The organism is Streptomyces sp. NPDC002520 (assembly GCF_053595235.1).
In genome coordinates, this window is sequence record NZ_JBSFXG010000006.1 from 209,547 (window position 1) to 227,380 (window position 17,834).

Annotated in this window: 21 protein-coding genes; 16 read left to right on the top strand and 5 right to left on the bottom strand. The window is 70.7% G+C overall.

All coding sequences use genetic code 11. The features are described 5' to 3' along the window. The first annotated feature begins 198 nt into the window (after positions 1-198). The 8 genes from ACWD5D_RS12180 (at position 199) to ACWD5D_RS12215 (ending at position 7,988) form a co-directional block, all read left to right on the top strand. Positions 199-381: a hypothetical protein gene (locus ACWD5D_RS12180; RefSeq protein ID WP_450704962.1), complete on the top strand. Its 183-nt coding sequence runs from the start codon at positions 199-201 to the stop codon at positions 379-381. After that, the gene (locus ACWD5D_RS12185) at positions 381-881 is read left to right on the top strand and encodes a hypothetical protein (protein ID WP_450704963.1); all 501 of its coding nucleotides are present in this window, start codon (positions 381-383) and stop codon (positions 879-881) included. The genes ACWD5D_RS12180 and ACWD5D_RS12185 overlap by 1 nt, the downstream gene beginning before the upstream one ends. A gap of 277 nt (positions 882-1,158) precedes the next feature. Beyond that, positions 1,159-2,778 carry a DUF2637 domain-containing protein gene (locus ACWD5D_RS12190; protein ID WP_451372634.1) on the top strand — a complete coding sequence of 540 codons (1,620 nt, stop codon included), beginning with the start codon at positions 1,159-1,161 and terminating at the stop codon, positions 2,776-2,778. Beyond that, positions 2,771-3,853 (top strand): hypothetical protein, encoded by a 1,083-nt coding sequence (locus tag ACWD5D_RS12195; RefSeq protein ID WP_450704964.1) that lies wholly within the window; start codon positions 2,771-2,773, stop codon positions 3,851-3,853. Before ACWD5D_RS12190 ends, ACWD5D_RS12195 begins: the two co-directional genes overlap by 8 nt. Further along, the gene (locus tag ACWD5D_RS12200; protein ID WP_351232651.1) at positions 3,850-4,368 is read left to right on the top strand and encodes a hypothetical protein; all 519 of its coding nucleotides are present in this window, start codon (positions 3,850-3,852) and stop codon (positions 4,366-4,368) included. The genes ACWD5D_RS12195 and ACWD5D_RS12200 overlap by 4 nt, the downstream gene beginning before the upstream one ends. Before the next feature lie 189 nt (positions 4,369-4,557). Beyond that, on the top strand, positions 4,558-7,068 hold the full coding sequence (locus ACWD5D_RS12205; RefSeq protein ID WP_451372613.1) for a hypothetical protein: 2,511 nt from the start codon (positions 4,558-4,560) through the stop codon (positions 7,066-7,068). Between the two features lie 189 nt (positions 7,069-7,257). Then, on the top strand, positions 7,258-7,530 hold the full coding sequence (locus ACWD5D_RS12210) for a hypothetical protein (RefSeq protein ID WP_450704966.1): 273 nt from the start codon (positions 7,258-7,260) through the stop codon (positions 7,528-7,530). A 137-nt stretch (positions 7,531-7,667) separates the two neighbouring features. Next, on the top strand, positions 7,668-7,988 hold the full coding sequence (locus tag ACWD5D_RS12215) for a hypothetical protein (protein ID WP_351230899.1): 321 nt from the start codon (positions 7,668-7,670) through the stop codon (positions 7,986-7,988). Between the two features lie 154 nt (positions 7,989-8,142). On the opposite strand, the gene ACWD5D_RS12220 is transcribed toward ACWD5D_RS12215, so the two are convergent. The 5 genes from ACWD5D_RS12220 to ACWD5D_RS12240 all read right to left on the bottom strand — a co-directional run bounded on the left by ACWD5D_RS12220 (position 8,143) and on the right by ACWD5D_RS12240 (position 11,832). Next, positions 8,143-8,607: a RapZ C-terminal domain-containing protein gene (locus tag ACWD5D_RS12220; RefSeq protein WP_450704967.1), complete on the bottom strand. Its 465-nt coding sequence runs from the start codon at positions 8,605-8,607 to the stop codon at positions 8,143-8,145. A gap of 121 nt (positions 8,608-8,728) precedes the next feature. Then, entirely contained in the window at positions 8,729-9,529 is an 801-nt protein-coding gene (locus ACWD5D_RS12225; protein ID WP_451372614.1) for a hypothetical protein, read from the bottom strand. Positions 9,530-9,588: 59 nt separating this feature from the next. Beyond that, positions 9,589-10,113, bottom strand: coding sequence for a hypothetical protein (locus ACWD5D_RS12230; protein ID WP_451372615.1), 525 nt, complete (start codon positions 10,111-10,113; stop codon positions 9,589-9,591). A gap of 173 nt (positions 10,114-10,286) precedes the next feature. After that, entirely contained in the window at positions 10,287-11,144 is an 858-nt protein-coding gene (locus ACWD5D_RS12235; protein ID WP_451372616.1) for a hypothetical protein, read from the bottom strand. 157 nt (positions 11,145-11,301) lie between these two features. Then, the gene (locus tag ACWD5D_RS12240; protein ID WP_451372617.1) at positions 11,302-11,832 is read right to left on the bottom strand and encodes a hypothetical protein; all 531 of its coding nucleotides are present in this window, start codon (positions 11,830-11,832) and stop codon (positions 11,302-11,304) included. 213 nt (positions 11,833-12,045) lie between these two features. Here ACWD5D_RS12240 and ACWD5D_RS12245 point away from each other — a divergent pair, with 213 nt between their 5' ends. From ACWD5D_RS12245 to ACWD5D_RS12280, 8 genes are all read left to right on the top strand, one after another. Further along, positions 12,046-12,435, top strand: a complete 390-nt coding sequence (locus ACWD5D_RS12245) for a hypothetical protein (protein WP_450704972.1) — start codon at positions 12,046-12,048, stop codon at positions 12,433-12,435. Beyond that, entirely contained in the window at positions 12,432-12,935 is a 504-nt protein-coding gene (locus ACWD5D_RS12250; protein WP_450704973.1) for a hypothetical protein, read from the top strand. The genes ACWD5D_RS12245 and ACWD5D_RS12250 overlap by 4 nt, the downstream gene beginning before the upstream one ends. 136 nt (positions 12,936-13,071) lie before the next feature. Further along, complete coding sequence (locus ACWD5D_RS12255) at positions 13,072-13,350, top strand: hypothetical protein (protein ID WP_451372618.1); 279 nt, start codon at positions 13,072-13,074, stop codon at positions 13,348-13,350. After that, positions 13,347-14,093 (top strand): DUF6884 domain-containing protein, encoded by a 747-nt coding sequence (locus ACWD5D_RS12260; RefSeq protein ID WP_450704975.1) that lies wholly within the window; start codon positions 13,347-13,349, stop codon positions 14,091-14,093. Before ACWD5D_RS12255 ends, ACWD5D_RS12260 begins: the two co-directional genes overlap by 4 nt. Before the next feature lie 309 nt (positions 14,094-14,402). Continuing rightward, entirely contained in the window at positions 14,403-15,293 is an 891-nt protein-coding gene (locus tag ACWD5D_RS12265) for a GntR family transcriptional regulator (RefSeq protein WP_451372619.1), read from the top strand. 51 nt (positions 15,294-15,344) lie between these two features. Further along, complete coding sequence (locus ACWD5D_RS12270; protein ID WP_450704977.1) at positions 15,345-16,202, top strand: hypothetical protein; 858 nt, start codon at positions 15,345-15,347, stop codon at positions 16,200-16,202. Between the two features lie 369 nt (positions 16,203-16,571). Next, positions 16,572-17,018: a hypothetical protein gene (locus tag ACWD5D_RS12275; protein WP_450704978.1), complete on the top strand. Its 447-nt coding sequence runs from the start codon at positions 16,572-16,574 to the stop codon at positions 17,016-17,018. A 4-nt stretch (positions 17,019-17,022) separates the two neighbouring features. Beyond that, positions 17,023-17,826 carry a hypothetical protein gene (locus ACWD5D_RS12280; protein ID WP_450704979.1) on the top strand — a complete coding sequence of 268 codons (804 nt, stop codon included), beginning with the start codon at positions 17,023-17,025 and terminating at the stop codon, positions 17,824-17,826. Positions 17,827-17,834 lie beyond the last annotated feature (8 nt).

The window sequence follows — 17,834 nt, forward strand, 5'->3', positions numbered from 1 at the left end:
CGGGTGCGATTGAGAGAAGTCCAGGCAACCAAGGCCCGGCGCACGGCTCCAGCTGTGTGCCGTGGCCTTGGCCGTCTGGCCAACACAGCGGCCCTGACCAGGAGTTGTCTCCGGCCAGGGCCGCCCCGGCCCGAGGGCGGAGTCGCCACTCCCCCTGGGGCCTGATCCGAACACCTCACATGCCGAGGAGTCCGAACTGTGTCCCACAGTAATGAGCGGCCTTCGCGCGTAGCGCCGCGGGCCGACCGCTCCACCACCACGTACTCCGCGACCATCGCGGCCTGCGTCGACGCGCAGGCCCGCGCCAGCGCCTCCGAGGCCGCCGGCGCCTACCTCGACAAGCTGACGAGCGCCATCTCCGCCATCGGACCGGTGCGGTGATGGCCGATCAGCCCGCACAGCCCGTCCCCACGAGCCTCGTCGACTACCTCGCGATGGCCCGCGACCGGCTCGGGAACCTGAGCCCGGCCCAGCGTCGCGTCCAGGCGGCCGTCGCCGGCCGGGACACGCTCCAGTACAACCTCGCGCTCGACCTGAAGCACATGAGCCCGGACGAACTCGTCCTGGCCATCATGGAGTTGCGCCAGGCCCTGGCTCTGCTGCTCAGCGTGTCGACCCCCGCCGAGAACCCGCCCTCCGCCGAGCTGGGCGACGAGGACCTCGTCGCCCACGTCTTCGACCTGATCAGTGATGCCGCTCCCCTCCGCGCCGAGGTGGACGTCCACCTCGGCCGCGTCCTGCCCGACCCGCTCCTGGAGGCGCTCCTCCAGGGCATCAACGCCACCGGGGCGCACGCGGCCGGCGGCTACGTGGAGGCCCTCGGGCACTGCGGCACCTCCACCGTCCACATCACCGCCCTCACTGCTGGGAGTGCGCGATGAGCCACCAGCAGCCCAGGAAGACCACGCCCCACCAGAGGCAGACCCCCTCCGCACCGGCCGCCGATCAGTGCCCTGCCCCCACCGAGGCCAGCACAGCAGATCGTGCGACTCGGTGAACCACAACACGACGCCCCGCGCGGGGCCGAGCGCAGCTCAGCTCGGCCCCGCGCCTCCGGCCCCGGAGCCGCCCCGTACAGGAGATCCAGTGACCACCACCCCTAGCCCTCCCGAGACGACAGACTCGTCGTCCTCTGCTCCCGGGGCCGGACGGCCGTCACTGAACAGACCGCAGCGCATCATCGTCGGCGTCGTCGTCAGCGGCGTGGTCGTGATCGCGGGCATCGGCTTCGCCGGCTCGTACGCCGCCGTGCGGGACCTGGCCGTCCGCAAGGGATTCGGGACGTTCGCCCATGTCTTCCCGATCGGCGTCGACGCGGGCATCGTCGTTCTGCTTGCGCTGGATCTGCTGGTGACCTGGCTGCGGATGCCGTTCCCGCTGCTCCGGCACACGGCCTGGCTGCTGACGGGCGCGACGATCGCGTTCAACGGAGCGGTGGCCTGGCCCGATCCGCTGGGCGTGAGCATGCACGGCGTGATTCCGCTTCTGTTCGTCGTGGCGGTCGAGGCCGCCCGGAACACGGTCGGGCAGCTGGCGAGCATCACCGCCGGCCGTCACATGGAACCGGTCCGCCTGATCCGGTGGCTGCTGTCGCCTGTCCCCACGTTCAAGCTGTGGCGGCGGATGAAGTTGTGGGAGCTGCGCTCGTACGACCAAGTCATCAAGCTCGAGCAGGAGCGGCTGGTCTACAAGGCACGGCTGCGTACCCGGTTCGGCTGGGCGTGGCGGCGCAAGGCTCCGGTCGAGGCGAAGCTGCCGTTGCGGCTCGTCCGCTACGGTGTGCCGCTCAGCGCCGGACGTGAACACGCGGCGCCGGCCGGGCCGGAGGCGCCCGCGGGGACCGCGCTGGAGTCCCATGTCGCTGAGGCGCTCGCGATCACCTCCACGGACGCGGAAACTCTGCTGGATCTTCCTGCCGGCGCGGGCATGAACGTTCCCTCGGCGCCCGTGAATTCCGGCGCCGCGCCGGGCGTGAACGCCGGCGGCGAGGACAAGCCGGGGCCGGCACCGGAAACCGTGAACGGCTCGGTCGAGCGTGAACCGGCAATCGTGAACCCGGGCGTGAATCCGCTGGTTCACGCTCTTGCGGCCGACCCCGTGAACGGTTCATGGAAGAGCGGTTCACGGTCGTCCGTGAACGGTCCTGCCGAGGCTGCCGGTTCACGCCTGCTGGCGTTCACGCCCACCGTGAACGGGGCCAGCGTGAACGGCGTGAACGGCGTGAATCCGCTGGCCACGGCATCCGTGAACCGGTTCACGCCGATCGTGAAGCCCCGTGAATTCACGCGTGAAGACAGAGCCGTGAATCCCGTCAGCTGGAGCGTGAACCGGCCGGTGGCGCTCCGCGTGAACGGCTCGACCGGGCGTGAACCGGGGGGCGTGAACGGGCCGTCCGGGACCGTGAATCCGGTTCCGGACGCGAGCGTGAACGAGCACCCCGATGAGCGTGAAGAGGACACCGTGAACCACGGTGAGAAGGGTGTGAACGGCAGTGCCGTGAATTCACGCCGCAGCCGTCGCGCTCACCCGGCGAGGGAGAAGAAGCCCCGCTCGGTTCACGCTGCCGTCGGCGGACCCAACAAGTTCAAGGCGGAGCGGGCCAAAGCCGCAGCCAAGTGGTTCGCCGCCAAGGAGGCGAACCCGGCCCTGACGCAGAAGGCCTTCGCACAAGACCTCGGCAAGTCCGAGGGCTGGCTGAGCAAGGCACTCGACGAAGCCCGCGAGGCCGCGGCCGCCGACGACGGAACTCCGGCAGCGCAGGAGGCCGGCGATGACTGACCGGTCCGGTGAAGACACCCCCCACACCGTCACCTACCTGCCCTCTGCGCGCCGCCCCGTCGCCGAGTCCCTGGCTGACAGCGATCCGAAAAGCGCCCTGAGCTGCGAAAACACCGATGACAACGAGGAATTCATCCGCCTGCTGATCCGGCTCGCCCTGGCGGGTGAGCGGATCACCGGAGCCTCCGAGGAGGGAGGAAACGTGACCACCGCTGACGAGACATCCGACCCGTTCCACGTCCCGCTGCCCCCCGAAGTGCCGGTCGACAACGGCATCCCCGAGTGGGCGCCGCCTCTCCCCACACAGGCACCGACGATCCCCGCACAGCCTGATCTGGCAGCCGCGAGCGCCGAGTCGCGTCGTCCGAGGCGTGAAGGGCGTGGCGACGACTGGTGGACGCAGCGCAGGGACCCGAGCAACCCGTGGCCCGCCCCTGCGTCTCTCGCTCCTCCCGACGAGGACGAAGACGCAGGTCAGGACCATGAAGCGGCACCCTTGGAGACGGAGCCGGCGCGTGAACACCGGCGTGAAGCGGACGTCGAGCTGCCGGTGAATCCCGATCCGGTCGTGAAGGAAGACGACCAGGCCGACGGTCGCGGGCAGATCACCCAGCAGATGCGGGAGGCCTTCGCGCCCGTCGTGGCCGAACTGCGGGACCTGCGCGGACGCTTCGAGCGGCCCTACGAGCCCAGCGACGACCCGGTCGAGAACGGCAAGCGGCTGCGCCGGATGCGGATCCGCCGCTACGGCATCCCCCTGGGGGTCGCGCTCTGCCCGATTCCGCCCATGTTGCCGGGTATCGGGCCGGCGCTCGGCGGCTACTCCCTGGCCAGCACGTATGCGTCGATCCCGCAGTCGCTGCAGGCGGATTCGGGCTGGTCACTGGGCTGGGCGGCGGCCGCTGCCGTCGTCCCCACGAGCTTGGTGGTGGTGCGCTTCGCAGCCCATCTCAAGGCCCGGCGCAAGCCGGGATTCACGCTGCGCGTCGCCACGTCGGCGATGGTCTGCGGCTCCGTCATGTACGGGCCTGTCGGCGCGTACGCCCTCTACCTGATGAATGGACATATCGCGTGAACACCCTTGCTGCAGGGGCCGGGGCCGCCGGATTCGGTGCCGGAGCAACCCTGGTCGGCCTCCTGATCCTGGTCTATGTGATCCGTCTGTGGAAGGGCGGCAAGACGTCCGGCCGCGGCTCGTTCCTTTGGGGCATTTGCGCCGGAATTCTCCTTGGTCTCGGGGGTGGAATCCTCGGCACCATCGGCGCGACCGCCGGCTGGGCGGCCAGCACCGGCGGCGGCATCCTCTCCGGAACGGGCGGCGGTGTTCCCGGTGGCGGCGCGCCCGTGGCTCCGAAGGCCAGCGGGGGCGAGAAGAGCAGCGTCGGGTCCTTCCTCGCCGGCGCTGTGATCGTCGCGTGGAACGCCGCGGCCTGGGCCTCCGACAAGAAGGACGGCAAGAACTGGTTCTTCCTCGGGGCCCTGGTCGGCGTCTGCCTCGGCGCTGCCGGCGGCATCTTCGGCACGCTCTCGGGCGCCATCTCCACCACCGGAAGCAGCGTCGGCCAGGTCCTGGGAGGCCTCGCCGGATAGCCCCTGCGGTGATCCGGATCCGATCCGCCGGTGATCCGCCTCTGATCGGCCGTGACCCGTCTTCCAGGGCCCGGCCGATCATCCCCGGCGGATCACCGGCGGATCCCCCGCCATATCTGTGACCTGCGAAAACGTGATCGGACGCATCACTTCGCCTCCCCCGCTTCCCGCTCTGCGAAAGGCCGCACCGTGGCTGTTGATCTCACCAAGCACCCCGATTCCGGCGGCGACGCCGGCCCGCCCGAGACTGCTCCCGAAACCACCCCGGACGGGCCCGCGGAGCCGGCTGACACGGTTGTCGAGGACGGCGCAGACGAGGACGCCACCGAGGACTTCGAAGAGGAGACGGCCGGCGCCCTGCAGGCATGGCGCGACGGCTTCACGCACGTCGCCCATCACCAGATCGGCCGTTGGTGGAACGCGGAGGATCTCAGCGACGAGCGGCTCATGGCGCTCCTTCTCAACAAGCAGCACACCCAGTTCAACGAGCGGATCAAGAACCGCAAGGAGGCTGTCACCGAGCAGCTGAAGGCGGCCCGTGCCGCCGAGCAGCAGGCGCACCAGGCGCAGCAGGCAAGCCAGGCGCAGACCTGGAGGAACGTGGACAGGCTCTACAAGACGCTGGAGGACCTCGAGAACGAGGAGTTCGTCCCCAACGTTCCCTCGCCGCACCGCGTTGCCTCCGGCCGCCGTGAACACGCCCGGTCTCGCCGTACCAGCCTCGCTGTCACCGCAGGCATTGCGGGCGTGCTGGCGTGGCAGGAGCCGGCGGCAGCTGCGGGTGTCGCAGTGTTCGTCACGCTGGCGGGCACGGCCTGGGTGTGGGCGATGGGGCGCTGGCCCTGGACGTGGACGTCGAGGACCCCCGCGCTGTCTTTCGAGCCGACTGACGAGGTCACGGAGGCCTTGGAGGCCGCAGCCGAGGTCGAGGCGGACGAAGAGGAAGCCGCAGGCGAGGAGAGCGAGCTTCTGGTCGCACGGGGGTGGGACCCCGCGTCACCGGACGACGGGGATTCCGGTGGCGAGCCGCCGGCCGCCCCGGGCAGCGCCGCGGTGCCGGCTGTCGCGGAGGGCGGCTTGGTCCGTGCGGAGGCAGCCGCGGCAGCGGCCGGCAGTGAGACGGCGTCGGCGGGCGGCGGGGATGCGCCTGCGGATCTTGCTGTTTTTGGCGGGCGGCCCCCTGAGGGGATCGCGCCGCCGGCCGGTGCGGCTCCGTACCCGATCGCTCAGGCCACCACGCCCCAGGAGGCAGCCGACTGCCTGTGGCGCGCGCTGCGGGCGGAGAGCGTCGACGTCGGATGGGTCGGCGACGGCGAGCGGTTCCCGTGGGGCTGGCAGCTGACCGTGCGCGTCAAGTCCGGCTCCCCGGACGACATCAGCGCCAACGGCACCCACAAGGGCCTGATCACCCGGCTCCGGCTGCCGCGTGGCAGCGGTGTCCAGGTCGAGCCGTGGGAAGACCCGGGCGACACGTGCACCGTCCGACTGGTGCAGCGCAACCCGTTCGCGACCATGGGGGAACTCCCCTACCGTCCGCCGCTGTCGCGGTCCATCAACGACGCCGCCGACTTCGGCCTGGTGATGGACACCTCCCCGCTCGCGTTCTCGTTGGCGGGGCTGATGCTGCTCATGGTCGCCGACTCCGGGGCCGGCAAGTCCGGGGTGATGCTGTCACTCGGGGAGGTCACCACCGCCTGCTACGACGCGGTGACCTTCAATATCGACCCCTACGGATCGGGCATCGCCGACCTCGGCGGTGCGATCACCGCGAGCGCCCACAGCGACGAGCAGATCATCGCCGTGCTCCGGTTCTTCCTGAACCTCGCCAAGGCCCGCGCCCGGATGCGGCACAAGTACCGGATGGGCAACACCTGGAAGCCCAGCCGCGAGCACCCGGCCGTGTGCCTGTTCGTCGACGAGTGGCCCAAGCTCTCCGACGAGGCCAAGGAACTCCTGATCGAGCTCCTCCTGGTCGGCCGCAAGGAGGCCGTGTGGGTCTTCGGTGGTAGCCAGTTCGGAACCGCCGACTACCTCGGCGCGCCGATCGGCCCGAAGGTGGCGGCGCGCCTGCTCGGCTCCTGCCGCGGCGACGACGTCACCGCGCTGCTGGGCGCCGGCGCTCTGGCCGAGGGATACCGGGCCGACCGGCTCACCCCCGCGGTCTCCCCGACCGACCTGCGCGACGCCGGCGTCATCTACGCCAAGGGCCTGCCGGGGATGCCGGACCGTCCGGTGCGCTACAAGTTCCGCGAGGTCACCGTCGACCAGGCCGCGCAGCTCGGCGAGGAGCGGGCGGCCGCCGGACTGCCCAGCATCGCGGCCGACTGCGCCGAGGCGGGGCTCGACCTCGACGCGCTGCTCGCCCTGTGCAACTCCGACCCCGACGAGCGGCCCCTCCCGTCGATCCTGGCCTCGATCCAGTACGCGATGGAGGCATCCGACTCCGCCTTCCTCGGCTACGTCCCGGTGGACGAAGTGGTGGCCCGGCTGCGCGAGGAGGACGAGAAGGCATGGTCTCGCTGGGACCACATGGATGACACCGCCCGTCGCCGGGAGCAGGGCAAGGAGATCGCACGCCGGCTCAAGGAGCACGGCATCGCCCTCACGACCGAACGGGTCGGCGACGTGTCCGATCCCCAGCGGAAGATCACCGTCTACAAGCGCGACGCCGTAGAGCGCGCGATCAAGGAACTCCCGTGAACTGCCTGGCTGCCCGCGCGTGCGGGCGGCCAGGCACTACCGACAGGAAGGAGAAGCAGGTGCTCACCGGAGGGGCCTCGGCCTGCTGCAGGGACTTGCCCGAACGTGGTGCACGACGCCGCAACGGGGCATCAGGCGCCGGCCGGCCCGCGAAGGCTGGCGGGGCACTGCGTCAGGAGGTCGTGGCTCATGTCCGATGACGACCTCCCGGACACGGAGGCAGAGAGCAGCCGGATCCGCGACGTATGGATCGTCCTCTGGTCGCTGTTCCAGCTGGTTGTCCTGATGCCGCTGGCGGTCCTCGGTGCCCTGGCCTTGGTCCTGGTTCCCCTGGCGCTGTACGCGTACTTCCTCTACCAGGGCCTCGGACTGATCGGCACGATCGCAGCCATCGTGCTCCACATATCGGTCCTTCGCCTGCTGACGCTGTTCAGCCGGTGGTACGGCCGGCACCGGCCGTAGCCGGAGCCCGAAGGGGGCTGTTCTCCCGAGCATCTGGGAGAACAGCCCCCTTCGGCGTTTTTGCATGGCCGGATTCGCTCCGCGCTGCCGCGGGCAGGCCCGACACTGGTGCTCATCCGAGGAAAGGACCATCTGCCGTGGCCCCAGCCGTGCCGACCTACCGCGCCCGCTACGCCTTCGAGGGCATGCGCGATCTCCAGAAGGAGGTCACCGACGGGAAGGCGGCGTACGAGGACCCGCGTCAGGTGACGGAGTCGGTGGAGTTCATCCAGAAGATGGCTGGCCACACGGCGACGGCGCTGCTGCAATCAGCGGCGGCCTACCGGGAGACCTCCCGCCGCCCCGAGAGCGACGAGAACAAGAAGACGGACGAGTTGCTGGGCGAGGCGGCGATTCTCGCCCAGCAACTCGCGCAGAAACTGCAGCAGGCGCTCGTTCCGGCCAGGAGCATCAAGTAGCCGGAGAACTCGGCGTACCCCTATGACGAGGCCCGACCAGCTTCACCACTGGTCGGGCCCTCTCGTTTGGCGCGCGGCCGATGAACCGCGGGAAACGGCCGGGCCGGTTCGCGCTCGTTGGTCGGCCGACGCGTAGAGGCGCCGCCCCGCCGTGTCACTGCTGCAGAATCGGCCGGTTGATGTGAAGGTGCTCGACCTCGCACCCGATGCCGACGGACCGGAGGTGGACGGCAAGCTCCTCCGCTATTGCCACCGAGCGATGGCGGCCGCCACCGCAGGCCACGTGGACGTCGACGCGATGCCGTTGGCCTCCGGTCCGCCGGTGCAGGAGCTGCTCGTGGTGAAGCAAAGCGCGCACCCGTTCCGCGTGGGGCCTGACTAAGTCGGCTGCTCCGGGGGTGGCCATGACGTAGCTGCGGACCGCCGGGTCCAGCCCCGTGGAGTGCAGCATCTGGTCGCGGACCGCGGGGTCCGCGGGCGGGTTGCGGAGGACTGTGGCGTCGATGCGGATCGCTGAGCCCCGCGGGGCGTCGCAGTGGCCATTGCCGTAGGAGGTGATGACGCTCTGGACGTGTCCGTAGAAGTAGAGGGTGCTGAGGTCGTCTGGTGTGGTGGCCATGGTCGAAAGCGTGCCTGCTGCCGGGCGCGGAGGGCAGGCCTTGGCGGATGTTGCCTGTTTCCTCTTTCGCAGGCCTGTCCAGGGCCGGCCCCTGCCGAAGGCTGCAGGCTCGGCGGGTGGTTCACTTCGTGAGCTGGAAGGCCTGGTCCAGGCGGCGCACGCGGTCCTGGGCCAGCAGGTCGCCGAGAGACACGGTGGGGCCGAACCGGTAGTCGGCCCAGTCCGGTGTGATCTCAAGGCCCTCCGTCGTACGGCCGTGCAAGGCCCGAAGGGCGTGCTCCCATTGTTCGGCCGGGCTCATCGCCTCCCAGGCCGGCTCGGCGTCGTCGGGGTCGAGGAGTTCGCCGTCGGGTGCTGTGAGCGGGACGGTCCAGTAGTTCGGGAAGTCCTCGCTGTAGGAGACGACGACGGGGTGGTCGTCCCGGTCGCGCAGGAAGCGCTGCAGATCCTCCCAGCCACACGCTTCCTGGAAGTCGCCGGCGTCCAGGCCGTTGCCGACCACGTCGGCCAGCCAGCTGCGGTGGGGGCCGTCCACCCAGCAGTTGATCTCGCACTGTCCCATCAGACGGGCCGCGAGCCGTATCGGGTCCGGGCCGGTCTCCATCGCCGTGTTCAGGGCGAGGGTGAGGGGGCGCAGGGTGTGGCCGCGGTAGTTGACGATCGGGTCGTCGAAGATGTCCTGGAGGGCGCGGGCGTACGCCGCGAGCCAGCGGGTCGGGCTCACCCCGCGGCCAAGCGGCGCGTCACGCAGCTCATGGTTGTCAGGGAGAAGGTCGTACAGGGTGTGTGCGCGTATCTCGGCTCCTGCTGGTTCGGTCAGGACTCGCCGGGCCTGCTCGTGCACCAGGCCGAACAGATAGGGGCGTTCGTGGCCGGGAAGGATGGCGGAGCCGTGCAGGTCCTGGAAGCGGATGGAGCTCATCGAGACCTCTCGTCGGTCAGTGGGGCATGAGGGCTGGACAGGGCCGGGGAGGGGGAACTTCACCAGTCGTGACCGGCTGAGCAGGCGGCGGGCAGCGAGGCGCCGCTGGCGAGGTGGTGAACGAGGCCAAGGCCGATGCGGACGCATCCGCGGGCCGCTTCCTCGTCGGTGGTCTCTTTGTAGAAGCCCTGCGCGTCCAGGGCGGCCTCAATGGCGCCTGCCTGCTGGAGGAGTTGGCGGCGCGTGCGGTGTTCCCCGTGCACGCCGCGCGGGCGGCCGAGGAGTGCGGCGGCCTTGAGCAGGTGCAGCAGACGACTCTCCGTGCGGAAGTACTGCCGGTAGTGGGCGGCGCAGCGGTCCCGCGCCGTGCATCCCCGGCCCTGAACAGCCGCGTGGAGCTCGGCGCCGGCGGTCGCCGTACGCAGGGCCGCCCGAAGGAGGACGCTGCGCCAGGAGAATCCGCTCAGAGCCTGCTGGACCTGGTTCCAGTCCGGCTCCGTCATGGACAGGTTGGCGACGGAGCGCTGGGCCCGGGCCACATCGCTGGTGCGGGTCGGTCGAGCCGGCTGTTGCGGTGCTGGCACGGTGGTGACCTCCTTGGCGGTGCTGTGCGCCGGTGGGCTCTGCGGCGCTCCTGGCCGTGCGGGGGCGGTGGCGCTGGTCGGTGCGGGTCTGCCGTCGGGGGTGGGGGCGGACGCGTCGGGGCGTCTCGGAGTTCTTACCAGGCGTGTCTGACAGGGCCGGCTGGTGATGTTGTTCATGCCTTGTCCAGCGAGAGGCGGGTGGTGGCCTCCAGGGAGGCGACTGCTGTCCGGGGCACGGGCAGGACGGTCTCGACCAGCTGCAGTGCTCGGCGCAGGGCGAGCTGGCGCTGGGGCAGGTAGCCGTGTTCGTCCGCGGCGACGGACAGCGCGGCCTGGGCCTGCTTGATGCGGCGGCGGTCGTCGTGGGGCAGGTAGTCGGCACCCTGGACACGCGCGTAATGGTCGGCTGCCGTCCAGGCCGTCTCGAGCGCGGTCACCGCCTTGCGGTAGGCCTCGAGTGATTCGGGGCCGGTGGGGATACGGGCGTCGCGTGCCGCGTCCAGGGCGTCGACCAGGCGGGCGGTGTGCGGGACGGCGACGTCGGCGAGAGCGAGCCGGCCGAGGTTGTCGAGCAGGTTCACCTGGAAGTCGCCGTAGGCGTCCAGGACCGTGTCGTGCCGCCGTTCCAGGGCTTTGCGGCGGAGCTGGCGTGCACGGCGGCGGCGGGCTTGCGCGGTGAGGGCCGTCCAGGCCAGCAGAAGCACGGCCGCGCCGACGAGGATGCACAGAGCGTGCCCGATTGTGGCCCACGGCAGGGTGATGGTCTCGCCGTCGGCGCCCGGGCGGGGAGTCCCGCGCGCCGGCCGGGATGCAGTGGAGGCGACCTCGTCCCACAACTTCTCCTGGAGCCGGTCCGTCAACTCGACAAACAGGGCGGGGCGTAGCGCGACCGGCGAGACCAGCAGACCGCCGCCCGCGGCCACGCACGCCGCCGGTATGTCGTGGACGGCGAACGCCTTGAAGGCGCGCACAGCGCAGAACAGCGTCATCAGGGTGGCGGTGAACGCGAGGACCGCCTCGGTCAACTGCATGGGGCCCGGGTGCCTTTCGGGACGATGGACCGCCGGGGAGGAGGACCGGCCCCGTCGGTGTCCTGGCACCGGCCAGGACACCATCACGATCTGCGGAACCGCCTGTGGACAGAGGCCGACCGGCCCGTACCGCACCGGGGAGCCGGGAGCCGGGCTGTCAGATCCTGTCGCCGACCTTGATCTTGCGCCACTTCGCCTCGGAGACGCGCTTCCAGGCGGAGCGGTCGCCGTCGGTGATCTTGACCTTCCAGACGGCCAGGTGATAGTCCGTGCGGACGAAGTCGCGGCGGACGAACTCGCGGTCGCAGATCCTGCGGCTTCCGCGCGAGCCCTTGCTGCCGCCGGGGTTGTTGTCCTTGCCCAGCTTGTTGGGCTTGTTCTTGCCGGGCTGCACCGGCTTCACCTTCGTGATGCCGCCTCCGCCCGTGGTCGACCGGCCGCGAGAGCCACCAACCGTCGAGGGACGGCTGATGCCCGTGAGGGTGAGCGCGTTCGTGGTGACGGTGCGGCAGTTGGTCTTGCGGTAGACGTCCCGGTAGATCGGCGTGCTGTACGCCGCCGTGGAGGACTTCTTCTTGACGGTGCCGTGCTCAAGCGGCGCCGTGCCGCCGAAGCCGCACGCCGCGAGCGCGAGGGCCATGGCCGTGGTGGACGTGGCGATCGCAATCCGGCGGTTGCTGCTGGTCATCGTGGGGTGGCTCTCTCTTCTCGGGACACGGCGGGGCGGGCGGTACGACTGTCCGCCCCGCGGCCTGTGGACAGAGGCCACAGGCCGGGCGGCCAGGTCCAGTCCTGGAACAACCCCGATTGACGCGTATAACTTTACCATTGGGATTGATGACGTCAAGTTTTACGCGTAAAGTGGGGCGGGTCAGTCAGTCGGTCAAGTTCAGGAGGTCTGTTGGCTCGCCCGCTCGGCCGCCTCCAGCGCACGGCCCTCGGCTCGCTCGCGCGTCTCAACAGCGGTACATGGACGCCCGGCTGCGGCTGGGAGATCGAGTCCGTCGCCCGCACCATGCAGGTCCTCGACTCCCTGATCGAGCGCGGCTACGCCGCCAAGACGAGCGCGACCGGCCGCTACACGATCACCGAGTCCGGCTGGAATGCTCTGGGGTGGGCCAGCTGCCGCCTGTGCACCCGGCTGATCCGCCTTCCCGAGCAGGCCAGCACCGGTCCCACCGCAACGGTCTGCTCCTGGTGCACCCCCACGCCGTCGCACACCTCCGTGCGCGATCACGCCGCGGCGGCCTCCTTGGATCCGGCCCCGCCCGCCCTGGTAGGCGCCCGGTGACGGCCGGCCTCCTCACCCCCCGTCCCGCCGCCCGGAGCTGGAGCACGCCGGTCGGCGACATCTCGACGACCTGGTCCCTCTCGGTCTACCGCGCGAGCGGCACCGGGGACGCACACGAGTACACCACCCACCGGCTCAGCACCGCGGCACGCGTCTGCGAGGAGTACGCGCTCGAGTCGGCACGGCCCTGGGTCTCGCGCATCACGCTGACCGAGCACGTCCGCGAGGTCACCCGGCGCGCCCTGGAGCACGGGGAGATTCCCTCCGGAGCCACCGTCCCCGCGGGTGCGCCGCCGCGGGACACGCAGGCCTGCGCCCGGCACTACGAGGTCGTGGGCCTGGACCCCGTCACCCTCGTCCTGCCGGATGCCGACGCCGTCCGTGAATTCCTGGCCGAGCTGCCGACGGACGAGCGCTTCGTGTTCCCGGTCGTCGAGGTCACCGTCCGGGACTTCACCCGGGTGATCAACCCCGACGATCTCCCCTCGTCCCGCACCTGAAGCCCGAGCTCCCGCAGCCAGCCGACGTGGTGAGCCGAACCCGAACTGGAGGCACCCCCTGTCCCGTCGAAGGACCACGTCCCCCGCAGTCGATCCGCACGCTCCGCACCCGGCCGGGTGCTCGGCGGACAGCCCCGTGCCCGCCCGGCCCGGCACGACGGCCCGGCTCCGCCGCGTCGGTCCGATCGAGGACTTCCGGCGCTCCGTGACGTTCGAGGGCCATCCGGCGGCCGGCGGATACGTACGCCTGGCCTCTCACGGCCCGTCACCGACCTCCGACCTGATCGTCACCGACGCCGCCGGCCACGAGATCGGACGCGGCTACGAGGACCGGCAGAGGGCCGTCGACGCTCTCGCACAGCACCACGGTCTGCAGCTGCCCATCACCCTGTCGTACGACGGCGGGCTGGCATGACGGGGCAGCCCGGCCGCCGGACCGGCGGCGAACTCACCCCGCTGCAGCGGGCGGGGCTGCACACGGCCGCGGTCCACCCTGAGGGGCATCTGCCGGCGTCGCTCGGCGACAGCGAGCTGCGGGCCCTGGCCGCTCTCGGCCTGGCCAGCCCGCTGGCGTCCCGCTCCCAGCCGGCGGGCATGCTGAGCCGGGCTGCGCGGTTCCGTATCACCGGCGCCGGCAGGGGCAGGATCGTGAGCGAGCCGCTCCCCCGCGTCTACGTGGTGCCCTGTTCCAGCGCCAAGTCCTCCGCCCCGATCGCTCCGGCCGGTGAGATGTACGTGGGGAGCTACCACCGCGCGGCCCGCCGAGCCGCGCTGAGCCAGCTCGGCCCCGGCGACCGCCTGGTGATCCTGTCGGCGAAGTTCGGGATTCTCCGTCTCGAGGACCACATCCTGCGCTACGACCTGCGCGCCGGGCAGCGCGGCACGGTGTCGGGCTCCGTCATGGAGCGCCAGGCCCACCACCTGGCGCTCAGGGCGGCCGAGGTGACGGTGTTCGCGGGCAAGACCTACGCCGCACTGGCACGTCAGGTGTGGCCGGACCTTGCGCACCCGCTGTCCCGGGCCCGGGGCATCGGCGACCACTTGGCGTTCTTCGCCGGCCTGTACGCCTCCGCGCCCGAGGGCAGCCCGCGGTCAACGGAGCGGACACGCGAACGCTTTGCCCCGTCGGCGTCCGCGCCGACCCCGACGAGGGCGTAGCGCGAGCAGCGGCGGCTTCCGGCTGGTCGCGGCGGCGGCAGCAGGTGGGCGGCCTCTGTCCACAACAGATCCGCCGCAGTCTGCCGGGCAACAGCTCCCCGGCCTGCCGGCCCCCGACGATCGGATGCCCCGTGCTCAAAGCGACCCCAGCGCTCTGTCCTGTCCGGCCTGCACCGTCCTCCACGTGCGCGGCCCTGCCGCGGGCGCTCGCCGGTGCTGGTGCGAGCACCCGGCGGCGCGGCGCGCGCCTGCGCTCCTGACCCGACACCGCGGCCGCCCGACTCGCCCGGGTTCGCCGGCCGCGGCCTCTTGCGCTTCTTCCCCGCCCGCCCGCTCGCCGCCCTGGAACGCCACGTGAACCTCTTCGGCCCCAACCGCATCCGTCCTGGCCATCCCGATCAGCCGTGGGCGGTCTGGCTCGTCCCCGGAGACGAGATCCTCGAGCAGACCAACCGCGACGCCGCCCTGGTCACCGCCGGCTCCTACAACGCGGCCTTCGCCGAGCAGGCCCTGCGTGGACCCGGACGCGGCCCGTACGCCGTCGTCCTGCACCACGGGTATGCCTGGCGCAGCGAGGGGGGCCGGTCGCCCGCCGCGCCGTCGGCATTCGACCTGAAGGTGCATGCCGGCCTCGCCGAGCTGCTCCGCACGCAGATCCGCGCCGGCCATCTCAGACCCGGGGAGCTCCTGCCACAGCGGCGTGAGCTGGTCGAGCAGTACCGCGTGGGCTGGCGGACGGTGAAGGAGGCGCTGGACCTGCTCGTCAGGGAGGGGCTGCTGGTCCGCAGCGACGGAGGCGTCCGCGTGTCTGCCGTACCGCTGGTCGAGCCACTGCCGTTGCCGGGCCTCGACCTCATCCCGGTGTCCGTGACAGTGGAAGAGGTCTCACCGGCCACGCACCGCGCGAAGCCCCGGCACCAGCAACTGACCGAGATCCTGCAGGCCTTGATCAGGGACGAGTCGTATCCGCCCGGCTCCAGGATGCCGTCCGCCCCGCAGGTCGCCGAACAGCACGGGTTCTCGCTGAGCTGCGCGCAGTCCGCGCTGCGGGCCCTGAAGGCGCAGGGGCTGACCGTCACGGGACCGGGCGGGCATTCCTACGTCGCCCAGGCGCCGGGCCGCGGCGCACCCGGGTCATCCGGCCAGGAGCGGGCCGACTCGCAGACACACGGGACACGACCGGTTACGCAACGCGCATAACTTGCCGTACCCTCGTCCGTGAAGTCAGTTATCGGCAACAGAGAAGGCGGCATGTCGGACGACCGGTATTACATGCAGCAAGTCCGAGCGCTCCTCGGCTACCAGTCGGCGAGAGAGGTCGACCAGGCCGTGAAGCGAGGTGAGCTGCACGCACCCGAGGGCGAGGACGACAAGGGGCCCTACTGGTCCGCGGAAAGCCTCGACGCGGCCATGCCGCTGAGCCTGGGCCTCATCGCCAAGCTAGCCGGCGTGCACGGGGCCACCCCGCAGAAGTGGCACCGCTCACCCACCGGGAAGGCTGCGCGCGGGTACGAGAAAAACACGCCCTACCCGATGAAGTCCGTCGCCGACGCGATGGGGGTCGCCGTCCCGCAGTTCGAGGAGGCCGTCTACCCGCGCAGGGTCGTGGTCGCGTTCCTCAAAGCCATCGGCTACATGGACGACCGAGGCCGGCTAGTCAAGGAGATCCAGAACAAGGGGCCGGGACGCTGGTCGCCGGTCCGGCCGACGGTTGACCCCCGCCCGGTACCGGAAGCCGAAGAGGAACAAGGTGGCAAGCGCCTGCAGCTGGACCCCCTGACTCGCGGCCGCTACCGCTACTACGCGGTCCACGCAGCCGAGAAGCTCGGCTACAGCTCCAAAGCGGTCTTCGACCAGTCCCTGGCCAAGAAGCGCGTGCCGCCGGCCGACGGATACGACGAGATCCAGCGCCCGTTCTGGTGGGTGGAGACCCTCGAGGCTCACCTCACGGAGATCGAGGACCGCAAGCGGCGGGCCAAGGCCGGCCCGGAGCCGGACGGCTACACCCCAGAGGGCCAGCCGTACCGGCTACTACCCCAGGACAGCTACTACGCCCAGCAGGGCGACGCCGGCACCGGGAAGGAAGCCGGGGCAGAGGCTGGCGAGTAGTCCCTGACCTGCTCCCGTAGGCCTCTTGGTCGACGGGCACCAGCGCGCAACTTCACATTCGCCGCCCGCACTCCCGGCATCTGGCCTGAGCCGACGCCGCGGCTCGCATCACGGAGGCCCGGTCGTTCGACGACGACCGGGCCTCCGTTGATCCGGCGGCCTTCAGCGCCCGGCACGATGGCCCGGGCGCGACCTGGGAGCCCAACGCCAACACCGCCGCCGCCTGATCTCGTCCGCCCACCCGATTCCGAATTCAACGCGTATAACTTGCCTCTTGATGTCGACACGGGTAAACTTATACGCGCTGGAGGGGTTACGGCTCCTCCTGCAGCTCGTACGTGACCCCAGGGAGGACACCCCATTCACTCTGTGATCCAGAAGGCACTCCAGGCGGCGAACGAGCAGCAGGAGGAGACCGTGCGGGAAGTCTTCCGCGCCGCCGGCTTCCTCTGGCAGTGCAAGGGCCGTGACTGTCTCTTCGACAACTCCGCCTCACAGCGCCTTTGCGAGAAGTGCGGACGTCAGCGCAACGGACATCGCGTCGACGACGACATCCCCGTCTCCGCACACCCCGACGACTTCGAGAACCTGCGCGCCGAGCTCAAGGCGTACTTCGCGCGCACCGGCACCGAGTTGCCCGACGCGGTGACGTTCGAGCTGAACTTCGAGAAGGAGTGGCGCAGTTACGGCGCCACCCTCCACTTCGGCGGACGCACGGAGACCCACGACTTCGACAGTGACGTCGGCATGGCCCTGGACGACCTCGGCCAGGCGTGGGACTTCGGCGAGGAGCTGCGCGTCGCCCTGTACCGCTGACCACTTGGAGAGACTGACCGTGCCCACCTTCATGGCGGCCAATCCCGCCACCCCGGCGCCGACCCGCCAGCAGCGCACGTGGCTGCTCGCCGCGCTGCGTGATGAGGACCGGCTCCTCCCGGAGGGAATCGCTCCCCGCTCCCTGGACCTCATGCGCGAGCGTAAGTGGATCACCACCGCGCCGGCCGCCGACGAGAACTCGGGCCTGCGTCACCGGCTCACCGACCACGGCTCCTTCGCTCTGCTGAGCATCCCGAAGGCCAACGCCTTGATGAGTGTGCTGGTCTCCCAGGAGCCGGGCAGGATCGAGACCGCCGTGCAGGAGCGGACGCTGGCCTCGCTCGTACGCGAAGGTCTCGTCACGATGCTCACCCGGCGCGGCGAGCAGGATCCGGACCAGGAGCAGCACCCGTACATCACCAACCTCGGCCGCCGCCTGATCGGTCTGCCCGAGGTCGACGAGACCCCCGCCAGCGAGTACCTGATCGCCGCGCTCGCCGAGCACGGCATCACGACCCACGTCCGGGCCGAGCGCGCTGAATACGGAAACACCCAGGTCGCTTACCGGCGCAAGAACGTCGAGGCGCTGTTCTACCGGACCATCTGGAACCCGGGCCACTACAACCACAGCGCCACGCATCCCGCCTGGATGCACGACAAGCCCTGGACGGGAGTCATCAACCAGGGCGGCCACTACCTGGAGAAGAGCCTCCCCAACGGCCTCGGCCTGAAGGAGGAGAGCGCCCGCATGGCCGCCGCCTTCGCTGCCTGGCTCGACAGCCGCGACGACAGCGCCTTCCAGGACTGACCCGCCCC